This is a genomic window from Vibrio harveyi (assembly GCF_030060435.1).
GTDB classification, from domain to species: Bacteria; Pseudomonadota; Gammaproteobacteria; order Enterobacterales; family Vibrionaceae; genus Vibrio; species Vibrio harveyi.
Genome location: NZ_CP125876.1, coordinates 425,641 through 450,455, shown reverse-complemented (window position 1 = coordinate 450,455; position 24,815 = coordinate 425,641). Strand labels below are relative to the sequence as shown.

General features: G+C 46.6%; 22 protein-coding genes. 7 read left to right on the top strand and 15 right to left on the bottom strand.

Features of this window, described 5'->3' with window-relative positions:
* Window positions 1-65 precede the first annotated feature (65 nt).
* The 4 genes from QMY49_RS18580 to QMY49_RS18565 form a co-directional block, all read right to left on the bottom strand.
* Complete coding sequence (locus tag QMY49_RS18580) at window positions 66-827, bottom strand: iron ABC transporter ATP-binding protein (RefSeq protein ID WP_005434322.1); 762 nt, start codon at window positions 825-827, stop codon at window positions 66-68.
* A gap of 11 nt (window positions 828-838) precedes the next feature.
* A complete protein-coding gene (locus tag QMY49_RS18575; protein WP_283315980.1) occupies window positions 839-1,789 on the bottom strand; it encodes an iron chelate uptake ABC transporter family permease subunit in 951 nt (316 codons plus the stop codon).
* The gene (locus QMY49_RS18570; RefSeq protein WP_283315978.1) at window positions 1,782-2,738 is read right to left on the bottom strand and encodes an ABC transporter permease; all 957 of its coding nucleotides are present in this window, start codon (window positions 2,736-2,738) and stop codon (window positions 1,782-1,784) included. Before QMY49_RS18570 ends, QMY49_RS18575 begins: the two co-directional genes overlap by 8 nt.
* 371 nt (window positions 2,739-3,109) lie before the next feature.
* Window positions 3,110-4,030, bottom strand: coding sequence for a siderophore ABC transporter substrate-binding protein (locus QMY49_RS18565; protein WP_283315977.1), 921 nt, complete (start codon window positions 4,028-4,030; stop codon window positions 3,110-3,112).
* Window positions 4,031-4,233: 203 nt separating this feature from the next.
* Between QMY49_RS18565 and QMY49_RS18560 the strand changes: the two genes are divergently transcribed.
* From QMY49_RS18560 to QMY49_RS18540, 5 genes are all read left to right on the top strand, one after another.
* Window positions 4,234-5,175: a LysR family transcriptional regulator gene (locus QMY49_RS18560; protein WP_005429183.1), complete on the top strand. Its 942-nt coding sequence runs from the start codon at window positions 4,234-4,236 to the stop codon at window positions 5,173-5,175.
* A gap of 135 nt (window positions 5,176-5,310) precedes the next feature.
* On the top strand, window positions 5,311-7,341 hold the full coding sequence (locus QMY49_RS18555) for a TonB-dependent receptor domain-containing protein (RefSeq protein WP_283315974.1): 2,031 nt from the start codon (window positions 5,311-5,313) through the stop codon (window positions 7,339-7,341).
* Window positions 7,342-7,429: 88 nt separating this feature from the next.
* Window positions 7,430-7,864: an EamA family transporter gene (locus QMY49_RS18550; protein WP_005449610.1), complete on the top strand. Its 435-nt coding sequence runs from the start codon at window positions 7,430-7,432 to the stop codon at window positions 7,862-7,864.
* Between the two features lie 276 nt (window positions 7,865-8,140).
* A complete protein-coding gene (locus QMY49_RS18545) occupies window positions 8,141-9,082 on the top strand; it encodes a hypothetical protein (RefSeq protein WP_005449608.1) in 942 nt (313 codons plus the stop codon).
* Between the two features lie 22 nt (window positions 9,083-9,104).
* Window positions 9,105-9,875 (top strand): YfdX family protein, encoded by a 771-nt coding sequence (locus QMY49_RS18540; protein ID WP_085319696.1) that lies wholly within the window; start codon window positions 9,105-9,107, stop codon window positions 9,873-9,875.
* Window positions 9,876-9,947: 72 nt separating this feature from the next.
* Here the strand turns inward: QMY49_RS18540 and QMY49_RS18535 are convergent, their stop codons facing one another.
* From QMY49_RS18535 to QMY49_RS18510, 6 genes are all read right to left on the bottom strand, one after another.
* Entirely contained in the window at window positions 9,948-11,132 is a 1,185-nt protein-coding gene (locus QMY49_RS18535; protein WP_283315967.1) for a multidrug effflux MFS transporter, read from the bottom strand.
* Complete coding sequence (locus tag QMY49_RS18530; protein ID WP_009695900.1) at window positions 11,129-11,758, bottom strand: recombinase family protein; 630 nt, start codon at window positions 11,756-11,758, stop codon at window positions 11,129-11,131. The genes QMY49_RS18535 and QMY49_RS18530 overlap by 4 nt, the downstream gene beginning before the upstream one ends.
* 192 nt (window positions 11,759-11,950) lie before the next feature.
* Window positions 11,951-12,958 (bottom strand): LacI family DNA-binding transcriptional regulator, encoded by a 1,008-nt coding sequence (locus tag QMY49_RS18525; protein WP_283315964.1) that lies wholly within the window; start codon window positions 12,956-12,958, stop codon window positions 11,951-11,953.
* A 257-nt stretch (window positions 12,959-13,215) separates the two neighbouring features.
* The gene (locus QMY49_RS18520) at window positions 13,216-14,301 is read right to left on the bottom strand and encodes a porin (protein ID WP_029788710.1); all 1,086 of its coding nucleotides are present in this window, start codon (window positions 14,299-14,301) and stop codon (window positions 13,216-13,218) included.
* Window positions 14,302-14,478: 177 nt separating this feature from the next.
* Complete coding sequence (locus QMY49_RS18515; protein WP_009695897.1) at window positions 14,479-15,495, bottom strand: nuclear transport factor 2 family protein; 1,017 nt, start codon at window positions 15,493-15,495, stop codon at window positions 14,479-14,481.
* Between the two features lie 101 nt (window positions 15,496-15,596).
* On the bottom strand, window positions 15,597-16,892 hold the full coding sequence (locus QMY49_RS18510; RefSeq protein ID WP_045390635.1) for an MFS transporter: 1,296 nt from the start codon (window positions 16,890-16,892) through the stop codon (window positions 15,597-15,599).
* 338 nt (window positions 16,893-17,230) lie between these two features.
* On the opposite strand from QMY49_RS18510, the gene QMY49_RS18505 reads away from it, so the two are divergent.
* Window positions 17,231-18,772 carry a sodium:solute symporter family protein gene (locus tag QMY49_RS18505; RefSeq protein WP_283315958.1) on the top strand — a complete coding sequence of 514 codons (1,542 nt, stop codon included), beginning with the start codon at window positions 17,231-17,233 and terminating at the stop codon, window positions 18,770-18,772.
* An 11-nt stretch (window positions 18,773-18,783) separates the two neighbouring features.
* Window positions 18,784-20,154: an L-serine ammonia-lyase gene (locus tag QMY49_RS18500; RefSeq protein ID WP_283315955.1), complete on the top strand. Its 1,371-nt coding sequence runs from the start codon at window positions 18,784-18,786 to the stop codon at window positions 20,152-20,154.
* A gap of 93 nt (window positions 20,155-20,247) precedes the next feature.
* Here the strand turns inward: QMY49_RS18500 and QMY49_RS18495 are convergent, their stop codons facing one another.
* From QMY49_RS18495 to asrA, 5 genes are all read right to left on the bottom strand, one after another.
* Window positions 20,248-20,484, bottom strand: a complete 237-nt coding sequence (locus QMY49_RS18495) for a hypothetical protein (RefSeq protein WP_283315952.1) — start codon at window positions 20,482-20,484, stop codon at window positions 20,248-20,250.
* A gap of 314 nt (window positions 20,485-20,798) precedes the next feature.
* Complete coding sequence (cfa, locus tag QMY49_RS18490) at window positions 20,799-21,944, bottom strand: cyclopropane fatty acyl phospholipid synthase (protein WP_045485803.1); 1,146 nt, start codon at window positions 21,942-21,944, stop codon at window positions 20,799-20,801.
* A gap of 7 nt (window positions 21,945-21,951) precedes the next feature.
* Window positions 21,952-22,953, bottom strand: a complete 1,002-nt coding sequence (gene asrC / locus QMY49_RS18485) for a sulfite reductase subunit C (protein WP_005449588.1) — start codon at window positions 22,951-22,953, stop codon at window positions 21,952-21,954.
* 12 nt (window positions 22,954-22,965) lie between these two features.
* The gene (asrB, locus tag QMY49_RS18480) at window positions 22,966-23,766 is read right to left on the bottom strand and encodes an anaerobic sulfite reductase subunit AsrB (protein WP_005449587.1); all 801 of its coding nucleotides are present in this window, start codon (window positions 23,764-23,766) and stop codon (window positions 22,966-22,968) included.
* Window positions 23,766-24,794, bottom strand: a complete 1,029-nt coding sequence (gene asrA, locus QMY49_RS18475; RefSeq protein WP_283315945.1) for an anaerobic sulfite reductase subunit AsrA — start codon at window positions 24,792-24,794, stop codon at window positions 23,766-23,768. Before asrA ends, asrB begins: the two co-directional genes overlap by 1 nt.
* Window positions 24,795-24,815: the final 21 nt, after the last annotated feature.

Sequence of the window (24,815 nt, the reverse complement as noted above, 5' to 3'; positions counted from 1 at the left end):
GCTTCTTCATTGACCAAAATTAAAAAAGGCGACACGAGGCCGCCTTTGAAATCAAATTGGTTACGTTAACGTCGGTAGTACAACGAAATACGGTTGCCGTTAATCTCTTGCACGATAAATGGAATCTCGTAAATATCGCTCAGCACGTCGGCATCAATCACTTCTTCAACTAAGCCCGCTTTAATGACTTCCCCGAGCTTCATCGCCACAATGTGGTCAGAGTAACAAGACGCAAAGTTGATGTCGTGAATTACGATTACTACAGCTTTGTTCTTCATTTCCGCAAGCTTACGTAGCGTACTCATGATGTCGACGGAGTGTTTAATGTCGAGGTTATTCAGCGGCTCATCCAAGAAGATGTAGTCGGTATCTTGTGCCACCACCATAGCAATAAATGCCATTTGACGTTGCCCGCCCGACAGTTGGTCGATAAAGCGATCTTTCAAATGGTCGATTTCCAGATGTTGCATTGATTCATCAATGATGCGGTGATCTTCTTCTGTCAGACGACCTTGCGAGTACGGGAAGCGACCAAACGCCACCAAGTCACGCACCGTAAAGCGCATGTTGATGTTGTTTGATTGGCGCAGCACTGATAGGCGCTTTGCTAAGTCTTCGGTGTTCCATTGGTCAAGCGGCTTATCACCAATCACGACACTACCAGCATCGCTTTCTGTTAGACGACTCGCCATAGATAGTAGGGTACTTTTACCCGCGCCATTAGGACCAATAATGCTGGTTACTTTACCAAGAGGGAAAAGGGCATCGGCATTTTTTACCACGTATTTTTCGTTGTATTTTTTGCTAAGACCTTGAATACGGATCATGTGATAAACCCTTAATCGAATTTGTTTTTCATAAGCAGAAGCAAGAAGTAGCCGCCGCCGATAAAGTTGATAATAACGCTGATGGTGGTGCCGAAATCGAACAGGTTTTCAACCACCCATTGACCGCCAGACAGCAGTACAACTGACAGTACTGAGCTCGCTACAATCAATAAGCGATGTTGGTAACCAGTGAAGATTTGGCGAGTCAGAGCCACGACAATCAAGCCAAAGAACAAGATTGGACCAATCAATGCGGTCGAGATAGACACCATCAAAGTGATGATGAACATGACTTGCATGGTCAGTTTGTGGGTATCCACACCTAGGCTTTTCGCGTTATCGACACCAAGCCACATTACGTCTAATTTGTGGGCAATACGCATTAGGTACGCGCCACACAGCAGCATCGGAACCACACACCAGTACACCAATTCACTGTTGATGTTGTTGAAGCTCGCGAACATCGAACTTTGGATGAAGGTGAACTCATCTGGGGCGGTGATCATGGTGAAGAAACCAGTGACACTGTTGAACAAGCTACTCAACACGATACCAATCAACAAAAGGGTGAAGATATTGCGCTGACGACCACGGAAGTAGAAGCTGAACAAAGTCATCGCACACACAATCATGATGCCAGTCGACAACACGAAGTTGAGTTTGCTGTTGATGACCAAAGCACTCAAGCCCCCAAACATCACCACAAGCAGCACTTGAATCATCACGTACATGGAATCGAAACCCAGAATCGAAGGGGTGAGGATTCGGTTGTTGGTGATGGTCTGGAAAATCAGTGACGAAGACGCAATCGCCATTGCTGCCAAGACAATCGCCAGTACTTTCGGGATGCGGCGTGACAAGAAGAACTGGTAGTTGTCTGGCGTTAAGCCCTTGCCGATGAACACCGCACAAATCAAAACCGTCGCGATTGCCAGCAGGGTTACTTTCATAGAATCACGCATTCGATTTGTCTCTCAGAACTAGGTAAATGAAGATTGAGCCACCCAAGATGCTGATGATCATCGAAATTGGAATCTCGTAAGGGAAGATAATGAGTCGACCTAGAATGTCGCAAGTAAGCACCAAAATCACACCTGCGTATGCGGTCCAAGGCAAGTTACGACGCATGTTGTCACCAATGAACAGCGACACAAGGTTTGGCACGATAAGCCCAAGAAACGGAATCATCCCGACGATCATTACCACCGATGACGACAGTACAGCCACAAGGAGCACACCAACCAGAACGATGCGTTGATAGTTCAAACCAATGTTTTTTGCAAAGCTTTCACCCACACTTGCCGCGCTAAAGCGGTTAGCGTAAGCGTAAGCCAGAACCGAGACCGGAAGAGCGAGATATAAGAATTCGTAGTTACCACGCAATACCGAGGCGAAGTTAGCCACAGTCCAAGAACCAAGAGTCTGTACTAGGTCGTACTTGTAGGCAATAAAGGTGGTCATGGATGACACCACGTTGCCATACATGATGCCGATCAGCGGGACGAGTACGGTGTTCTTAAACTTCAAACGTTGCAAGAAGCGCACGAAGATCACCGTACCAATCACAGAAAACGCGAAGATGGTGACCAGGTGAACCCAACTGCTCATGTCTGCAAACAGAATCAGCGCGACAATGTAGCCGAACATAGCCCAATCGACGGTGCCCGTGGTGGATGGGGCTGCAAAGCGGTTTTGCACGATCTGCTGCATGATCAAACCAGCGATACTCAAGCCTGCTCCGGCTAAGACGATGGCAAGCAAGCGGGGTAAGCGACTAACCAGCAAGATGTTCAAACTGTGGCTGTCACCAGCCAAAATCTGCGAGAGTGAAACGTTCGCCACCCCAACCAACAAAGAGGCGCAGGCGAGTACGACGAGCAACAAAAAAGCCAAGATATGATGTAATTTCATGGTGTATTTATAGGGTGATAAAAACAACAATGACCTTTCGCACCGTGAAGCGGGAAAGGTCATCGATTAGAATGAGCAGGAACCGAATCTATTAGGGTCTGTTGACCTTTCGTGATGATTTTTGCAGCAATTTGTAGGTGTTTTATACAAGGCAGAGGCTTTGATATGTAGCTATCCTACCTGATAAGCCGATAACGCAGTAGAAAGCACCTACAAACGCTGCCCAAAGGGTTCGGCTGGGCGCCCCCGGCTAAAAGCGTTTTACTCTTTGTTGAGTCAATTTTACTTAGAACCACTAGGCTTCAATCGACTCGCCGCGATTAAAACGCTTTTATCTCGAACAAAATTTAACCACGAAAGATAAACAGACCCTAGTCAGCAATGACTTGGTTCAGCTCTTTAATCATGGTTTGCGTCGATTGGTAGCCACCTGCGGTTAAGTACCAAGCCGCTGGGTTCATATACAGCACGCGGTTGTTTTTCGCTGCTGGTGTCGACTTCACGAGATCGTTGTCGAACAACTGTTTTGCTTTACCACTGCTCTGACCGATGGCTTGTTCACGGTCAAGGATAAGCAGTACCTCAGGTTGCGCATCAGCAATGTATTCGAATGAAATCAGGTTGCCGTGAGTGCGTGGTACAGATTTCACGTTTTCAGAAGTCGAAGTCGCGAAGCCTGCTTCTTCATACACGAATGAGAAACGGCTGTTGGTGCCAAACATTGCCAAGCTGTTACCACTGTTTGAGACCGTCAGTGCGCGTCGTGGTTGTTCTTCTACTTTTGCGTGAAGATGGTCGATTTGCTCTTGAACGTCTTCGATTAACTGCTCAGCTTGTTCTTCTTTGTCGAAGATGTCACCCAGCGTGCGCCAGTGTTCTTGGGTTGTTTTCCAGTAGTCGGTGGTGTCGATACGGAACATGTAAGTTGGTGCGATGTCGCTCAGATCTTTATAGATATCTGCCATGCGACCTTCTGCGATGATCAGGTCTGGCTTGAGCATAAACAGCGTCTCGAAGTTCACTTCTTTTACGCTACCCGTATTCACAAACGAGTCGATTTGGAATTTTTCTAGTGATTTTGGTAACAGTGTTTTTGGCATGCCGACAGGTGTTACACCCAAAGCATCAATGTAGTCTAAACTGCCGTAGCCTAGAACAACGACGCGTTGTGGAACGCCATCAATGTCTACTGTGCCCAAGCTGTGTTGGTAGGTTTTAGCCATTGCCCCGATAGGAGCCAATGCAAGCAGCAAAGCTCCCGTTGCTACGCGAAGAGAAGTTTTACCCAACATAATGATTTCCAAAAGGTGCGATGCAATCTCGCATTAGTGCCTTAAAAAACAAATAGTGCTTTAAAAAATAGAGCGCGAGATTAGTCGTAAAGCGGTATAACTAATTTGATTAAAATCAAATAAGAATGATTATTGATTGCAGACACATTAGCAGATAGTCTATATGCAGCAACAGAATTAGCGGAATAGTGAGTATTCAAAAAATGAATTTAGCTCAAGTCGACTTGAACTTATTGTTTATTCTCAAACACCTACTTGAAGAGAAGCATGTTTCCAACACAGCGGTATCGCTCAATATGAGCCAACCGTCGGTGAGCCGCTCTTTACAAAAACTCAGAAACTTGTTCAACGATGAGCTGTTAGTACGCACTGCACACGGCTACGAATTGACCCCAAAAGCCGAAGTGATCAAGCAAGATTTGAACACCGTTCTAACCGGGCTAGAAAAGCTGATGTACGGTCAGTCATTTGTACCTGAAAAGAGTAACGGGACGATCCGTTTTTACGGCTTGGTTCCACAGGTAATTTTCTTACTGCCACCGATTGTTTCGCGTATCCGTGAAGAAGCGCCGAACATGATTGTCGATATCGACTCCATCCCGAAGCGCCATTTCGATGCACTGATTGCAGGGGATGTACATTTTGTGCTCTCAACCGCCGAGCCGCCTAGCTCTGAGCAGAATTTGTACCGCATGAAAATTGCCAATCGCGACTACCGATTCCTGATGAGCGAAACCCATCCACTTGCGCATGTTGAAGAACTGACGGTGGAGATGCTGCTCGATTGCAACTTCGGTCAAATCTCACTTCAAGGTGGCAAAACACTGTCGATTTATCACCGTTTTGTTGAGCTTGGCGTGGTGGATAAAAAACGCCAATTATCGATCCCTGTTCAGCTTTCAAACTTCAATGCTGCACCAGCGATCGCAGAACAAACAGATGTGATTTTTCACTTGCCAACGCCCTTTGCGGAAGATGCTTGTCAAGGCAGAAAATTGATTACTAAAACCGTACCGAAAGCGATTCGAATGGACAGTGAATCGGTCTATTTGTACTGGCATAAGCGCTATCATAACGACCCGATGTGTAATTGGGTTAAGTCATTATTTAAAGAAATATATGGCTCAACTGAGAGTGAATGGTAAAGAAATTCATTATTCACATTTGACATAATCGTAATAACTTCGGCAAATGCTCGGTTGCTTGTCTTCGTTAAATAAAGGCTATTTAATGCGAACCATTATCATTATAAGTTCCATTAAAGTTTATAGGTTTTTACCATGTCGAAGACGACTCCGTTTGCGCCAAAACCATTAGCAGTGGTGATCGGTGCGCTATGTACTTCTTTTTCTGTCTTTGCTGATACAACGCCAATCGAAGCTGATGAGCAGCTTGTTGTAACAGCAACTCGTACCCAGATGGAGCTGAAAGACGCACCAGCTTCTATGTCGGTGATCACCGCTGAAGATATCGAAAACGATCCGGGCATCACGCTGGCAGACATCGTGTCTAATGCAACCAGCGTGGAGTCAGACTTCGACAGCACACGTGCCGGTCGTCAGCAAATTTCTATCCGTGGTATGGATTCTAAGTACACATTGATCATGGTAAATGGTCGTCGCATGAGTTCAGCAAGTGCGATTGTACGTGGTAACGACTTTGATCTTTCTGCGATCCCAATGGATTCAATTGAGCGAGTAGAGATCATCCGTGGTCCTATGTCGGCGCTTTATGGTTCAGACGGCATGGGCGGTACGATTAACATTATCACCAAGTCGCCAGACAACGATTGGAGCTCACAGCTTAGCCTAGATAACACATCGCCGAATGATGGCAATGGCGGTCAAGAATACACCGTAGGTTTGACTACATCTGGCGCTCTGATTGACGACACACTATTTGCTCGTTTTTCGGTTTCTCAAACTAGCCGCAATGCATGGCAGCCGTACACAGGAATTAAGAGCGTGAAAGGTCAAGATTACGACCGTTCAGAAATTACTGCTCTTGAAGGTCGTGACAGTTTGGCGATGTTCGGTACACTTTCTTGGCATTTGGCTGATAACCAATTCATCGATTTAGATCTTGGTTACAGCGATGATGAACGTGATACGGCGGCTGAAAGCGCAACGACTGTGCTTTACTCTGAATCTCGCGTTAAACGTAACAGCCAAGCGTTATCGCACACTGGGTTTTGGTCTTGGGGTGATACGCAAGTTCGTTACTCACGTGAAAACGTAGAGAACATTGAAGCGGCAAACGATGGTGCTGATTCAATTGAAGAGCTGACACAAATCTTTGAGGCGTCAGCAACGACTTATCTAGGTGAAAGCCACACAGTAAGCTTTGGTGTGGATTACCAAACTAGCCAACTTACGAACCCTGAGCATATTAAGGGCAACAAAGCAGAGGCATACCAAGGTGCCGTATTCGTTCAAGACCAATGGGAAATGACCGATACGTTGACGGCAACGATTGGTGGTCGTTTGGATAAGCACGAACACTACGGTGAAGAGTTCAGTCCGCGTGTGTACCTAGTACATCAAACAACGGATGATTTGGTATTGAAAGGTGGTGTGGGTAAAGCGTTTAAAGCACCAACCATGACGCAAAACCATCCAGACTTCTCGATGAACAGCTGTAAGGGCAACTGTAACATCGTAGGTAACGAAGATCTGGAAGCAGAAACCAGCGTTAACTATGAGTTCTCGGCATTGTACAGCGGTCGTAACTGGAACCTAGAAGGTGCGGTATTCCGTAACGAAATCGAAAACCTGATCGAACAAACGGATATCTTCTGTGAAGTGGGTACATGGTCGAGTGCTGTGATGAGCTGTATCGATGACAATGGTGACCCTATCGATCGTGAGTTGTCTAACCCGTACAAATCTTACCAAAACGTATCAAAAGCGGTAATTCAAGGTGTGGAGCTGACCGGTAGCATTCAGTTTACCGAGCAATGGGCGATGTCAGGTAACTACACTTATCTGGATACTGAAGATAAGTCGACAGGTGAAGAGTTGAACGAGCGTTACAAGCACTCTGCGTTTGCACGATTAAACTGGTACCCAACTCAAGATTTGAACCTGTTTGCTAGCGCGCGCTACCGTGGTGAGCGTAAGATTGATTCAGAGTTAACTCAAGATGCTTACACCACAATGGATCTAGGCACGGTTTATCATGTGAGCGATGCGCTGCGTATTCGTGCGGGTATCACTAACCTGACTGACGAACGTGTATCTAAAGAACTAGAGAACATCGGCTATGTAGAAGCGCCACGTACTTACTACGTTGGTATGACGGCAGACTTCTAAGCTCTGGTGAGACACTGATTCGAACACATGGCGTTGCAGTATACTCTGCAACGCCTTTTTTGCTTTTAGGGATGAATGGGGAAAGGCAATGCTACAAACTTCTTGGTTATTTTGGGCGCTTATGTCAGCTGTGTTCGCAGCGATGACCGCAGTATTGACCAAACTGGGTGTCGCCAATATCAACTCAGACTTGGCGACCTTTATTCGTACCTGCGTCATCCTTGTTTTAGTCGGTTTGATTGCTTACGCGACTAAGCAATTCAGTGCCATAGGTGAGATCTCGACCAAAGGTATGGTGTTTTTGGTGCTGTCGGGCTTAGCAACCGGCGCATCATGGCTGTGTTACTTTCGCGCTATGTCATTGGGGCAAGCTTCTCAAGTTGCACCTATCGACAAGTTGAGTGTGGTGTTAGTTGCGATCTTCAGTGTGGTTTTGCTGGGAGAGAAGCTCAGTATGGTTAACTGGATGGGGATTGGCTTGATCACCGCTGGCGTGATTTTGGTAAGCCTGCAAAGTTCTTAGTTGAAACCTCCAGCATGGTTTGAAAATAACAGCGCCTACTTTGTTTAAGTGGGCGTTTTATTTTGATTTTCCAAGTATAAAACTGTCCAACTCATCACCCAACAGAGACACAGCGCGGACGGCATTGTATATAATTAATTAGGATTGTTGCGCATTTGCTCAAGCTAATGTTGAAAAGCGTGTGATTTACCATCAATGAAAGTGATGGAGTAAAAGTTATCTGTTTTCTTCTCTGTAGCATCTTAGTAAAATCTGCGGGCAACTTGGGAGTATTACATGAGTTATAAACACACCTATTTAGCTTGGCAGGCACACAACGTTAGTGCTGAAGAGAAGCTGGTTCTTCTAAAACTGTCGGACATCGCAAGCGCAGATGGACAAGCATCGTTTGTCTTGCGTGATATTACACAAGAGTGTCTGTGCGAAGAGTTCAAGTTAAGTAGCATCTTGTTTGCTTTATCGCAGAAAGGTTTGCTCGCTATGGGGCGAACCACACGTGAAGGCAGTGTAGAGAGACATTCATGTCAGCTCACATTAGACTCCGATTCTCAATCTGCGCCTCAACCATCGGTACAACAAGCCGCGCCAATGACAGAGAAACCGTCGATCACGACGTTAGAAGGAGCTGGCCTGCCGCAATGGGCAAATAAAACATGTGATTTCTATAAGGTTCCGGCAAGCTATAGAGACGATGTTTGGCGTGAATTTATTCGCCAAAATGGTCGGGGCAATGTCAACATTTCAAGGTTGGAGCGCAATTTTGAAAACTGGCTTGAAGAAAGTAAACGAACTGGGCGTTTAGAAAAACTAACCAGTAACCACCAAGCCGAAGAACCAGCAGCGCCAAATAGTTATCGAAGCGTTGAAAGTAGCAGTCGTCCAAATAGTGGTTATCTCAACTCCTACGATCTCGATGAAAACACAATTCCAAACTGGGCGGAAAGAGAGCTGCACCACTCTGCTTTAGATATGGATTTACGTGTATTCTGGAAAGAGTTCGTGTTGTACCAAAAAACGCAGGCAAACTTCATTGGTCCTGTTACCCAATTCGTCAACAAGTTAAGATATTCGATTAACTTGAAGAAGCAGTGGATGGAAAAAGATCGCCAAAAACAAGCGAGATATCAACAGCACAGCAGTGCTCGAGATAAGCATGTCAGCCCTTCTGAAGAATTTAGACAATTTTTGAGAGAGCAAGGCAAGAAACCATCCTTCTAATTGACCCAAAGAGATAGAAGCTATGAGCTATTCTAAAAAACCAAAAAAAGTGGACTTTTCGTCATTCGAAAGTCGACTTCGTGAACTTGGTATTGAAGCTAACGTGGATCACTTGAACAAAGATAAAGTATCTACCAGTCAATCTCTTACTGTGAAAAATGAACCTAGCGTAAGCTGGGAGCAGCCCATTGTTTCTGAACCTCAGCCGACGCTTTCTGAGCAAGCGCTTGTCGTTACTCAAGAAGCGAGCGATCGATGCAATGAGGTGTTTGGTACGCTCTTTAGTATCTATGAATCAACATGGGTGCAAAGCTACGGTAAACGTCCAACAGGTCGCTTTTTAGATTTCGCGGATTCGCTTACAGATAAAGAGCTAGTGCGAATTATCCAGCACTGTCGCGAGCGTCTTCAATCGGGGGACCGATGGCCGCCAATTATGGGTGAATTGGTGGTATTGAAAGATTTACCAACGGAATCTGAGTTGGAGGATGCGTTAAACCGAGTCGTGGCACGTACGCCAAATGACGATATTGAATTGTGGTTAATGCAAAGCAAGTTCTACGAGCTACGTCGACTGCCTGAGCATCTGATTTTAAAGAAATTCCGTGAATACTACCGTCAGGCGATGAAATTGCTTGAGAAAGGAAAGCTCACGACAGCACCTATTGCTTTACCGACTCACTCGGTGAAAAGCATGACGGACTTAAAGCGTGAAGAATACGAACATGAGCACGGTAATAAGCTGCATCCTCGTATTCAAGCTATCTTAGACGCAAAGAAAAATAACGATTAATTTGTTCCTGCTTTAAAAAACAAAAAGACAAGCTAAGCAAAATTAACTTGTCTTTTTGTTTATCTATCCTTGCTATTGCTCTGAAGGCTGCTCAGTTGCAAAGCCTCGCAAGATATTGGTCAATGTAATTGTCGCGAATACCACAATCACTAACGACAAGTGCCACGCTTGGCTCAAACCGAGCTGCACGAGCGCCATACTGACCAAGGATGACACCACCATTTGACCACCGCCCGACATGGCAGCCGCCGCTCCTGCTTGCTTCTTGTATGGCTGCATAACCATGGCTTGAGCACAAGGTAGAGCGATCGCATTGCCTAAGATCATCAGCAGTTGACCAAGCATCAAATATAGCGGTTCGACTGGGCAAAAGAACAGCCACACTGCGGAGCTTAGGTGCAGGATAGGCGTCGCCAGTAGCATCTTCTTCGTGCCGATGATTGGGCGCACACGGTTACAAATACTGGTGCTGCAAATCATGCCAAATGCAGGAATCAGTGCCCACATCGCGTATTGATCAGATGTCATGCCAATTTGGTTTTGCATGATAAAAGGCATTACCGAAACAGTGGTGATCATCAAGCTGAAGTTAAGCCAACCGATACTGGCAAAACTCATGAAGTAACGAGAAGTCAGCAGATCACGATATTGCAGCAGCATTTTTTTCGGTGATGGCAGTGGGGAGGTTTGTGTGATGGTCTCTTTAAAGCGCACCAATATAACAATCCAAGCCAGTGAGACGTAACCGAGCAGTGAAATAAACACCATGGTCCAGCCGAAGTGGGCGTTAATGAAGCCACCAATAACGGGGGCAACTAATGGTGTGATAGACGCAGCCATTGCGATGTAGGAAAGGGCGACAGGCAGCTCTGGTCCACTAAAGCGGTCACGGGTGGATGCACGAGCTAATACGGCGCAACAACCTGTTCCCAGACCTTGCAGAAAACGCCCCATCACCATACCAGTGAAGGTATTGCTGAAGAAGATGATCATCAACAGACCGAGCATAGCAATCAACAAGCCAGTAAGTAGGACTTTTTTACGACCTAGTGCATCAGATACTGGGCCGTAGATAAACTGAGAGGGACCGAATCCAAGTAAGTAAACACTTACCAATAGCTGAGCTTGGTCGAGGGAGATATCAAAGTCTTTCGCAATCCAAGGCAATGATGGAAACACCAAGCCCATGCTGAGTTGACCAACGCTGATGATCAAACAAGCTAGCAAGATGGTTTTAAATTCGAATGCTCGACTCATGACTTTTCACCATCACCGCGGCGACGTAGGCTTCCTTCTTCATCGAACTGATTTAGCTTGGCTTTCACCCGTTTTACCGTCGATAGGCTCACATCACATTGCTCTGCGACACTTTGGAGCGTGTTTCCTTCCAACAATAGCGTCGCGATGTGTTGATGTTTTGCTTTATCTGCCGGACGGCCTCGGAATTTCTGCTTCCACATCTGTGGATTGTCTTTGAGCGCCTTGCGACCTTGTTCCGCGGCAAATAGACGGTGTTGAGTTTGGACTTGCCCATAGCCAGAAAGCAGTGAGATCAAGGTTTGTGTTTGTACCGAACCTGGTTCAAAGGTCAACGGCTCACAAACCGTTTTTAGGGTGACGCCTTTATTAAGCAGAGTTTGAATAGTGCTTAGTGCTTGGCTGAAGTCTCGGCCTAAGGCGGTTAGCCACCAAAGTACAACGGTGTCACCGGTTTGCACGGTAGTTAAGAGTTGTTGAAAGGCTTGTCGCTCGGCTGGTGGTGTGCAGCCGCGTACCTTGTCCTCAAGGTGAATTGCTTCAGGATCAAAGGCTTTCAAAGCGTTGAGCTGCTCAGGGTAAGCCCGGTTTTTAGGCGAGTGCCGCGTATAGAGAAAGGTAGCCATGGGTGCAATGCGTCTCTTGAGATTGGTTCATATACTGTAATGGTCCATAAATATACACTGGTTCATTTTTTCTCACAACACCAAATGAGCCATTGGCTCGAAATCTTAGAAGTAGAAGTAAAAGATGAGGGGCAAGAGAAAGAAGAAATGAGGAAATAAAAAAGCCAAGCGCTTGGGTTGGCTTCTCTGGGATTAGGCTTTGGTTGTGCTGCGCTCTATCAATTTGACTGGCACCATCATCTTCACCAAGCTGCTGTTTTTATTGTTGATTTGATCAACGATAATTTTCACACACTCACGCGCTAGACGACGGAAGTCTTGGCGGAAAGTAGTCAGTTGGTAGCTCAACCATTCTGTTTGTGGAATGTTGTCGAAGCCGATGACTTTCAGATCTTGAGGGATACGAATACCACACTCAATACGTGCAATGTCCATTACCGCCATTGCAAGGTTGTCGGTTGCACAGAACACGGCTTCTGGACGATTCTTATCGGCTAGCATCGCACGTACTTTATCCAGCGAACTTGCGTAGTCGTAGCTCGCTTCAATAATTCGCGGCGTCTTGCCCGTTAAGTCTTCAAACTCAGTGCTGAAGCCACTTTGACGCTCGTCGTTGGTAAAGGTTGGCACTTCACCCGTCAGGTAAACCGCGTTTTTCACCCCACTTTTGTGCAGCAGTTGTGCCGCTTGTTGACCAGCTTCGTAGTTGTCACTGATTACGTAACTGCTCTTTGTGCCTTCTACGACTCGCGCGTACTGAACGATAGGGATATTGAACTCTTCACACTCTTCATACAGTGATTTGTTGAAGGTAGCGGAAGCGGCAATGACACCATCTACACGGTATTGGAAGATGTTCGGGATCGAGTGGTTGTCTTCATCATCCACTTGCCATGGAATCAACACCGCTGAGTAGCCTTGCTTCTGCAATTCACTTGAAATCAATTGAAGTGTTTTCATGTGGATAGGGTAGTCCGCATCTGGGAATACCAAACCGATCAACTTAGATTCGTTGGTGGTCAAGCTACGTGCAAAAGCATTTGGACGGTAGTTTAGGGCTTTCGCGGCTTCGAAGACCTTTTGCTTGGTCTTTTCAGATACTGAGCTGCCCGGAACAAACACACGCGATACAGTAGATTGAGAAACGCCAGCCAGTTTGGCAACGTCCTTCGATGTTACGGTTTGTTTTGCAGGATTCATGTGAGTTGATTCATAAGTCAGTTTAACTGTGACTAGGTTAACACAAATAGGTACGTAGTCATAAAGAGAAATAAGCAAGATTTAAGTAAATAAAGGGTTAGATTGTCTTTGGTGGCGCAATTTGGGTAGTACCCAAGTCACATTTCATGTTTTGCATACGAAAAAAGCCTTACCCAAAAAAGGTAAGGCTTGCTCTTATTTCCCATTTCCACTAAATCGAATAAGTTACGTAACCGGAATAACTTATCTCGTGGTTATCAGAAGTAGTAGCGAATACCTGCCGCGAATTGATCATCACGGTTTTCGAATTTGCTGCCATCGTACTGATCTTTACCTAGGTCGAACTGGTATTCAGTCCAAACTAGGAATTTGTTCTTCTGGAAGTGGTATTCAAGACCAGGAATCAGCAAGTTACGCTCGTAACCTTGCGTCTCGTCACCACGATCTTCCATGTAGTTGTAGTTCAACGTTGGGCGTAGGCCGTTGTCGAAGTGGTAGTAAGTGTAGATTTCGCCACCTAGGGTATCGAACATTACGTCCGTACCGCCTTGGCTCACTGCTTCCCAGTTTTCGCCAACGTGGAAAGTCGCACCCGCGTAGAAGCCACCGTTGCTGTAGTTTGCGCCCAATAGCATGATGCGCATGTTGTCGCCGTTTTCTACGCCAACCACGCTTGCGTCTAGATCTGCAACTTCATTTTGATGGTAAGCTGCACCCAGTGTTACGCCATCAACCGGTTTGTAAGTGATAGACGCACCCATGCCGTTTTTCAGTGAGGCTGTCGCATTGTTTGCTAGAGCAACATCTTCACGCGTGGTTTGGTAAGTAAAGCCGTAGCTCACTTTTTCATTAATTGAATTACGGTACGTAATTGAGTTTTCTGCACGACCAGCACCGGATGCGATACCCCAGTCAGCTAGGTTGTAAACACCTGAGCCACGAGTACCAAATACACGACCTAAATCGGTGTACCATGCTACGTCGTAGAAGGTAGACCACTGCTTAGTACCCGCAGCAATTTTGCCGTATTTTTCGTGCTCAACACCTGCGTATAGCAAACGGTCGTATATGTTGTCGCCGTTCGCGCCAGAGTTGTAGCCCCATTCCGCGTGACCGAAACCAGTCCAGCCGTTATCCAGACCCATTTGGCCTTTCAAACCGAAACGTGAGCTGCCGCTGTTCCATTCGCCATTGTCATCACCGCCACGGTCTTGGTAGCGAAGATCGAAACGGCCATCGATGGTTAGGCTGTCGCCAGCGTCATTAACAAAAGTGTGTGCAGCAAAGGCTGAGCTAGAAGTAAGCGCTGCTAAAATCACTGCAGAAAGGGTCGACTTTTTCATCATCAATCTCATTATTCAGGGCGCAGAAAGCCACCGTGCGTTCATGCCCGTTTTGAATAAGGGTTCTATCTTGAGGTTGTGCCCCATCCTTGAGGCACGAGTTGGGAGCATGTCACCTGAACCGAGAGGGGATTCAGGCAACATAAAGGCGGGTTGACAATCCGCCCCTAGGACTTCTTATAGAGAAGGGTTTAGGATCTGTTGAGTACGCTCGAACACGTCTAGACCTTGCTGTTTTAGCCAGTAAGGAAGGTCGATCAGTACCCAGTTCTCAGATAGCTTGTCGCCGTCACGGTAGTAAACGTCAACCACTTGCATGTCTGCACGTACTTCACCACCTGTCATACCTAGGAAACCACCGATTGGCGTGTTAGATAGGTTTGGCCAGCCGAAGAAACAAGAGAAGTTACCTTCTGCGAAACGACATACGTGGCCGTTAAACTTCTTGTCTTTCAGGTTGTTACGGAACGGCAATTGGTGCTGCTGTTGGTAACGAGGAATTGTGTAAGACGCACCGATACCACATGGACCGTACCAGATCATGTCTTTAGACCAGCTCTTCTCAAGAACTTCTGGTGGGCAGCCCATAGCGCCGCTGTCGTTTAGTGCAGATAGGTCATCAACCATCTTGTTCACTAGTGCTAGTGTTGCTACGCCTTCTTCTGGTGCTGCGTCTTCGAACAGTAGACCGTCGTGGTTACGAGGACCAGGGTATACGAAGTGCTTACCTGTTGATGGTGGTAGTGGGTAACAACCTGCTTGGTCCATCGCGCCTAGAAGGTCTAGGAATATGCCAGTCTTAGTGATCTTGCCGTTTTCAACACAGTTAAATTCTGCGTAACGGATGTTCATGATTTTGCCAGTTGGGCGCATGCCTAGGTATTCAGCGTCGAATAGACCCATGAAGTGACCCATGCTCATTACCCAGATTTCACCTGATGTTACTTCGTTCTCACCACCGATGAAGATGTCTTGACGACGCTGCATGCGAGTCATTGATTTCATCAAAGGAGCCCAGAAAACGTCAGCTGCTGCTTGAGCGCCTTGTTGCTCACGGAATGGGTAAACACCACGCCATAGGTAATCTTCTGAAGTGTGTGCTTTTAGTACTTCTGCCACGTTCTCGTGAGTTGCGTTTTCCATTGCGCTGAAGTATTCACGTACAACGCGTTTCGCTTCTTGATATTTAGACATAATAAACTCTCTTATTTGCTGTCGAGTCGGCTTTGGGAACAGGACTCGAAATTAAGTTTTTTCATCCGGCCCGGGAGCCAGCCGGAGTTTTTGAAATTCAGTTACGCTTTTGCTGCTTCGGCTTTTTTGCTCTTATCGAACACGCCGCCTTTTAGTGTCTCTGGCAGTGATAGCCATAGAAGACCAGCAAGGATCCATACGATTGGTGAACCCCACATTGCGGTTTGTAGGTCGGTACGCTCTTGGATGAAGATAAGTACCATTGGTGCCCACATACCGAGGATACGACCACCGTGGAATAGCGCCGCGCCGTAGCTACGTAGGTGTGCTGGGAACAGTTCTGAGAAGTAACCACCCCATACCGCTGAAGAAGACAGGCCGAAGTTGTAAATCAGACCAAGTAGAGCCAGCATGTTTAGGCCGCCAATCACCATGTCGCCAGGTGCAACAAAGAAGATTGAAACCATGATGCCCGCTAGGATGAAGCCAAACGCGTTCACCTTACGACCGAATTTGTCAGCTACCCAACCCCAGAACCACGCACCAAACAGTGAACCAAATGCTGAGATAGAGAAGATGAGACCGATGGTTGCACCGTCGAACATACGTACATCACGTAGGTATGTGGTTACGAAGCCACCAAAGAATTGGAAACCGTAGAAGTTAAGGCCAGCCAGTAATAGACACGTTAGTGTGATCTTACGGTAAGGCTTGCTTAGCATTTCGCCCCAAGAGCCTTTTTTCGCTGGTGCATTTGATTCTTCTACTTTTGCTTGCTCTTCTTCACCGTAAGCGATCACTTTGCTGTCGCTAGGTAGTACAAAGATCATGACCACAGCGGCTGCCAATGGTGGGATACCACCTACAAGCATTAGGCTTTCCCATGGTGCATCAATGCTTGCAATAAACGCTGCATAGGCACCCATTACCATCAGTGCTACAGAGAACATAGAAGACGCGAATGCCGTCAACTTACCACGTACCGTTGGCGTAAATAGGCCGATCATTAGGCTTACTGCCACGGTGAAGTAACCACCCAGTGACAAACCAATGATGAAACGCATTGCTGCCCATGTTGCGTAGTCGGTGAACATCATATTGATGATCGTTGCGCCACCGTTTAGGGCTGTGATGGTAATAAGAGTGGATTTCTTACCAAATTTTGTTGCGAACCAAGCACAGCTCAATGCACCGATAAGTGCACCAACCGACTGCCATGTATAGAACTGGGCAGTGTCTGACAGGCTAATACCATCATACGCTTCAACAATGTATGGGCGTACGTAGTCAATAATTACAAAGTTATAACAATAGAAAAAGTAACCAACCAGTATCGCTAGATAGGCAGCTACCCTTTGAATCATAGGAACTTCGCTCATGTGTCTTTTGGCATTCATGACCGATAAACCTCTATTTCACTTAGGATTTGTTGCTATTCAAACTTAATGAACACGATCTTATTTGGATCATCTTCGATTTCGTGTCGGGGTGAATCATAGTTTTTTTAAGGTTATTAGATCCGTGATCAAAATCAATTTTAAAATGAATGCGTACCCATTTTGTGGGTTTTAGTGACAAGGATCTCACTAATCGGCGTTTTTGGCGATTTTGAATATATTTTCGCCTATATTGGTGATAATAATCACACTTACAGTGGGATTGTCGTTTAAAAATGCCTTTTTACAGTAATATCTGGGCATAATAATTAGCTACCCAGAATTAGGAAAACCTTAAAATGGTTACGTACTCAAGTTTTGTGGTGATTGCGTTATATGTAGCAATTACCATACTAATCAGCTATTTAGTGAATAAGCGCTACAGCAATGGTGGCGACTTTTCCACGGGTGGAAAGCAATTTGGCTGGTTTACGGCAGGTGTTTCGATACTTGCGACTTACATTAGTGCGATGACGTTTGTAGGGATGCCTGGTTGGGTTTATAGCTCTGGCATGGAAGCGATGAGTATTCACCTTAACTATCCCATCGTTATCTTTTTCACTGTCATTTTCTTTGTACCTGTCTTCTATAAGCTGGGTCTGACTTCGATTTATGAATACCTTGAGCACCGCTTTGGGGTGTATGCAAGAACCATCAACTCGATTGTGTTTATTGTGGTTCAATGTATCTCTGCGGGTGTGATTTTGTATGCCGTGGCGCTGATCTTAGTGCAAGTTCTGCCTATCAGTATTTCTGAAGCCATTATCTACATTAGTATTTTCACCGCTTGCTATACCTATGCGGGCGGGATTTCCACGGTTATCTGGACCGATATGTTGCAATCTGCAGTATTGGTTGCGGGCAGCATCGCTATCTTTGCCATTCTAATGACAGAGATTAATGCGGCAGATTACCTTTCTCGTGATCACCTGAATATCATCAACTTAGACTTTGATTTGGGCGTGGATACCACACTCTGGGCTGGCGTGGTTGCCGTGAGCTTTTTGCATTTGAGTGTGTACGGCACCAACCAATTGATCATCCAACGTACGTTAGCGACGAGATGTGAAAAGACGGCGCAGAAGTCGATGCTGTTGTGTGGTTACGGTGCGTTTTTCGTGTACTTGTTCTTCGCGGTACTCGGTGTTCTTTTGAGTGTTTTCTATCAAGATCAATTGTTTGAAAACAGTAACGAAGTGATTTTGGATTTCGTCTTCAACCACACTAACCCAATTGTGGTTGGTTTGATCATTTCCGCATTGGCAGCGGCCGCAATGTCGACCTTGGACTCGACCTACAACTCGATGGCGACCGTCGCAACGTTCGATATCTACAAGCGTTTCGTTCGCAGAAGTGCCGATGAAGAGCACTACGAAAAAGTCGCAAGAAAGATGAGTTTGCTCGCTGCGGCTATGGTGGTAGTGCCAGCTCTTCTGGCGGTATCGAATGAATCGGTACTCAAAACCATCGCTAGCCTGACTTCTATCTTTGTTGGTATTCGTTTGGGTTCATTCGTGCTTGGTTTATTCTGGGCGAAAGCCAATGAGAAAGGCGTGATCGTTGGCAGTATCATGAGTGTGATTGCGGTGTTTACTGCGATGTATCTCGACGTGGCTTGGCCGTGGTTCGCGCCAATTGGCACGTTCGTCTTCCTTTTGTTTGGTGTGTTAGTGAGCCGTCGTTGGGGCGCTGTGACTGCCGAGCAACAAATTTTTATCAATAATCAAAAACATCTTTTTGCAAAGCCAACCGCAAGCCATTACGGGCTGTTGGTGTTCGCTGTGGCGACCATTGCTGCTTGTATGGTTCTCCCTGATTGGCTTTATGCTGCATTGTCGTAATAGGTAAGTTTATGCTGTCCATCTTTGATATTTACAAGATTGGTGTGGGCCCTTCTAGCTCTCACACCAATGGTCCAATGATCGCGGGTTACCACTTCACTCGTTTGATTGAATCGAACTTGGCAAAAGTGGTTCGTGTTCAAGTCGATTTATACGGCTCACTCTCGTTAACGGGGATTGGTCACCATACTGACCGTGCAACGATTTTAGGTCTATTGGGTAACAAACCAGATACCATCAAAATCGCTTCTGCGAACAAAGCGATGCGCAAGGCGATTGAAGAGGGCATGATGTCTGTCGATGGCCGTCATGAAATCGAATTCAGCTACAAAACGGACATGTTGTTCCACGAAGAGAACCTTCCTCTGCATGAGAATGGCATGACGATTACTGCGTTAGATGCGCATGGCAATCAGGTTGGGTTTGAAACTTACTACTCTATCGGTGGTGGTTTCATAGCAACGGCGGATGAACTGCAAAATGGCAGTGCGACTGCTCCCGTAGAAGTTGAGTTTCCATTCTCCAGTGCGGACGAAATGTTGGCACAAGCAGAGAAGAATGGCATGAGCCTCGGTGGCATGATTCTGAAAAACGAACAAGCGTTTCAGGATATGGAAGCCATTAATCAACGCGCAGAACAGATCTGGCGTGTGATGACGCGTTGCATGGAGCGTGGTTTCGAGACAGAAGGTATCTTGGACGGCGGCTTGAACGTGACCCGCCGTGCGCCAAACTTGCTGAAGAAACTTGAAGCAAATGCAGCAATCGAAAACGATCCAATGGAAATCATGGATTGGATTAACCTGTTTGCTTTTGCTGTGAGTGAAGAAAACGCCGCTGGTGGACAAGTCGTAACGTCTCCAACTAATGGTGCAGCAGGTGTGATTCCGGCGGTATTGATGTACTACCATCGCTTCATCAAAGAGCTTGATACCAAACAGCTTAAAGACTTCCTTGCTGTATCCGGTGCGATTGGCATTTTGTACAAAACTAATGCGTCTATCTCGGGCGCTGAAGTAGGTTGTCAGGGCGAAGTTGGCGTGTCTTCCTCTATGGCGGCAGCTGGCCTGACCGCGTTACGTGGTGGCAGCAATGAGCAGATTTGTATTGCGGCTGAGATTGCCATGGAGCACTCACTAGGCATGACTTGTGACCCAATCGGTGGCTTAGTGCAAGTACCGTGTATTGAGCGTAATGCAATGGGCGCAATGAAAGCGATCAATGCTTCTCGCATGGCATTAAAGCGTAATAGTAAATGTTTGATCTCGTTAGATAAGGTGATTGAAACCATGTATCAGACGGGCAAAGACATGAACAAGAAATACCGCGAAACGTCACTGGGTGGATTGGCTTTGATTCACCTAGCACCGCCTTGCGAATAATGAGTTAAGCAAGTCTAACCAACAAAAAAGCCGATGCACTGAGAAGCATCGGCTTTGTTTTTTGTCGTTGTGACCGTCATGGGTTTGGCGGGTTTATCGCAATAGGAAATAAGGCGTATTAACGTAAGCGTGTCCCGCTGATATCGCATAAGGCAGTACGGCTTTGCCAACGGAGACTGCGGTGTTAACCAGTGGTTGAACGTTGATATTGGCATTCATCAAAGTAGGACGAACGTTGGGTGCCAAGCGATAGTTACCGGGCGTTGAAACGCACCCAGAAAGTGTCGATGTAAACAGTAGTGCGATGATGATTGATTTGATGGCTTTCATAGTGGTGACTCTCAAAATGGTATCTTGGCTCTGGTTTTGTTTGTTGGGATGAGCCTTGGTTGAGAGGAAGATTGCCTGAGTCGAGCGAACGGCACCATCAATGCTCAACAAGTCATAGCGCACAAGACTAAAAGTAACACTAGACGTTACTAAGTATTAGTTTTTGCGAGGAGAGTCACTATAAAAACCCCCTAAATGGGACTTTTCGGACTGTGGAAGTGAACTGTGAACGGTAAAAAAAGCCAGAATGAAACCGCCCATTCTGGCTTGGAGCCAAACGAAGGTGCTCAAAACACAATCTGGAGGCAGATTGCTTACATGGAACGTACGGTCAGTGGACGACGGCGACCAATCTTAGTTAGGGCGAGTTGCCATAGGCTCAAATCTCGTGAGCGAAAGGCGCCAGCACAGCTGAGTAAGTAGTATTTCCACATGCGGTAGAAATCTTCACTGTAATCGCCTTTGATTTGATTCCACGATTGTTGGAAGTTGGAGAACCAGCACATCAGGGTTTTGTCGTAGTCTTCACCGAAATTGTGCACATCTTCGATGTTGAATCGATCTTCCATCGCCTCTGCGAGGTTCTTCATCGATGGAATGACACCATTTGGAAAGATGTATTTCGAGATCCACGGGTCCGATGCGGTAGTGCTGTGGTGTGAACCAATGGTGTGTAGCAAGAACACGCCATCATCTTTCATGAAGCGCTCTGCGCACTCGAAGTATTCCGCGTAGTTCTTCGGTCCCACGTGTTCGATCATACCAATCGACACTAGGCGATCGTATTGCACGGTGGGTTTGAACTCGCGGTAGTCCTTCAAAATGAAGTTCGCGACTACGCCATTTTCTATCGCCAGTTTGCTGCCGAGCTTCTTTTGTTCTTTGGATAGAGTGAGACCATCGCAGATAACGCCGTACTTCTTCGCTGCGTAAATCATAAAGCTTCCCCAACCACAGCCAATATCGAGAATACGCATCCCCGGTTGCAGATCGAGCTTGCGACAAATCAAATCCATCTTGTGCTCTTGCGCCTCATCCAGTGTCGAAGCTCGATTCCAGTATCCGCAGGTGTAAGTCATGCGTGAATCGAGCATCTTTTGGTAAAGCTTATTGCCGATGTCATAATGGTGCGGTACATCGAATTTACAGCGCTCAATGCTCTGCGGGTTAACCCAGCTTTTCAATTTTAGTTTCGCAGCGGAAGAGGCAAACTTGAGTTTTTCAGCCAGCCCCAGTTTGCCTTCAATGTCGTTTAAAAGTACGCGTTCAAAGAACTGATCCAAGCGACTGCAATCCCACATCTTGGACATGTACGCTTCCCCTAAACCCAAGGAGCCTGACTGCATCACAAGCTCATACACTTTTGGGTTAAATACTTGGATATCCCACGGATTCGAGCCGTTAATGGTAATACCTGCCGGGGCTAACGCCTCTCTAAACATTTCTTCTAGTTTGTTCATATTATGCCTATTTCACGTGCATGTTCGCTACGTATTCATCTTCTGCCCAATACATACGTTCGGCGACTTTGGCTTCTGGATTTAGGCTAACGCCATCTAAGACACGCTCTCTAAAACGCAAGTAGCCGCCTTTATCGATCAGATGTCCCATGTGAAGGTAAATCGGCTTACCGCCCAACATCTCTTTTTCAAATTCGAACAGATTGTCGATGACAGGGTGTAGGACGTCTTCCGTTACCCAATTGAGGAACATCTTGCCAACGCGAGGGGTCTTCTTCGAAGTTCGACCGCCCAGTTTGACCATATAGAATTGTTTTGGATCTCGACGCCAAGCCAGTGTCGGACAAGCAAGCACACATTCGCCGCAGCCAATGCATTTGCTTTCTTCCTTCACCGCTTTACCGTCTTTGAGTGACAAGCAATCTACTGCGTGGTGCGCACAAGCTTTGACGCAAGCACCACAACCAATACAGCGATGACTTTCGAAATTAATCTTGGCGATACCGAAGATGCCGAAATCTGCCATATTGGCTTTGGCACAATCGTTCGGACAGCCTGCCATGACCATTTTTAAATGGTATTTACTTGGGTAAACGTGACGCTCCATTCGCTGTGCCAAGCCAGTGGTATCGGTATTGGCTTTCTGGCAGATTCGACTGCCCTGACACGCGACGATATTACGCCCACCAATCGACTGATAACCTGCTTGTGTGTCTTCGACATCAATGCCGCACGTATCGACGGTGATGTCTTTGATGAAGGGCTCCAGCGCTTTGTTGACCTCTGGAATATCTTCATAGCGAATGCCGGGCATCGCCAGTTTTTGTCGCGTGGTGAGGTGAATAACACCATTGCCCCACTTCTCGGCGATCTCTTGCGCAGCGCCGAGCAGGTAAGCAGGCATAATGCCACCTGGAATGCGTACGCTGATCATGCACTCGCCACGTACTTTCGATAGGCGGTAATCGCCATTGGCGCGCATTTTGATGATATCTACGTCCATCGTCATTGTGATTCCCTCCTAATCGATCATGGTTCTGGCGTGGTCATAACGGAAAACCGGACCATCCAAGCACACGTACTTGTCGCCAATTCGGCAGTGGCCGCATTTACCAACTGAGCAAGCCATTCTGCGTTCGTAGTCGACCCAAATTTGGTCCTCTTGAATGCCTCTGGATAAGAAGTCCTGCACGACGAACTTAATCATGATCGGTGGACCTACTACGATGACGCGGATGTTTTCCTTGTCAGAGAGATCAAGTTTGCTGATGTGTTCGGTAACTAAGCCGCTTTCATAGAAGTGTTCGTCGCCACCGTCATCCAAGGTGGTGATGACGTGATTGGAGTAAGACCAATTCAGCAAGTCGTTCTTGTACAACACGGCATCTTGGTTTTTGAATCCGAGGATCAAAGACATCTTCTTCACATCACTTGGGTTGTTGTGAAAGTAGTTTATCAGCCCTTTAACCGGAGCAACGCCAGTGCCGCCCGCGACCACAATGAGGTGTTTATCTTGGTACTCTTCCATCGGGTAGCCATTGCCCATTGCGCCGCGCATCATCACGCGGTCACTGGCGTTTAATTGGAACAGCTCGCTGGTTACCTTGCCGACATTACGTATCAGCAAGTCGACGTAACCTAAGCCGTAGTCGGAGACGGAAATAGGAGCTTCACCCACAAGGGATAAACCCACTTCGACAAATTGTCCGTAGTGCACCGGAAAGTCACACGCAACGCGAAAGTTCCATTCCAGTTCTGTGTGCTTTTCGATATGAATAATCGGGTAGCTTTGCGGCAGCATTTTGTTTTCACAATCGCACATTAGAGCGCCTCCTCTACAATCGATGTCATCTTGTTGATGATGTTGCTAAATGAGATGTAGTGAGGGCATCGGTCGTCGCAGCGCCCGCATCCGACACACATATGGTGTTCGCCTTGGCGAGACTTAAAGTCGTTGACCTTGTGTAAAGCGCGATAACGTAAGCGCTCTCCAGTTTTATGACGGAAGCTGTGACCGCCTGCCATATCCGAGAAACCATCAATCATGCAACTGGCGTGTTGGCGGCGACGTTCTCCCACTTTGGCTTCTTGGTTATAAACCACATCAAACACGTTGAAGCAGGCGCAAGTCGGGCATGAGGAAGTGCAGCGACCGCAACCAATGCAGCGTGAATCGTATTCTGACCACACTGGATGACCGAGTAACACTTCGCGTACTTTAGCCGGATCATCGCAAACCGAATCTGGCGTACGCACTTTGACAGGATTGGACTTGACGAAGCTGACATTGTGCTCAACGTCTTTGCCTTGTGAAAAATACGGTGTCAATTCTGGATCTTTAATAGTGACAATGGCGCCGTGGTCACTAAATTGCACTGAAGCGGCGAAGTTATCGGTTTTGTTAGTGCCCATAGAGACACAAAAGCAGTTTTCGAAACTTTCGCTGCACTCAATCAGTACGAGTTTGAGTTTCTGGCGCAGACGTTTGTAGTAGAAGTCTTCGTGACCGCCGTTTTCTAAAAATATGTAATCAAGGCTTTTGAGCGCATTGATGTCACAAGCTCTGAGAAACAGAAACACGGGGCGCGCATCGACACTGGATTCTCGCAACTCGTCGGCGTTAAACCAAAACAGGGTTTCGGTGATCGGAAAGACGATCTCTTTGGGTGAAAAATGGCTTTTCTCTTTCCACTCCAGTTGGTCGTAACGTTCCAATTCTTGGTAATCCAAATTTGGGGTATGGGCAAAACGACCCGCGTATTCTTCATAGACGGGCGCCATCACCTTATAGCTATGACGTAACGCCTCGATCGCCGAACCCATTTGCTGAGTAGTTAAAAACTTAGGCATTGTTCTATCTCGTTATTTTCA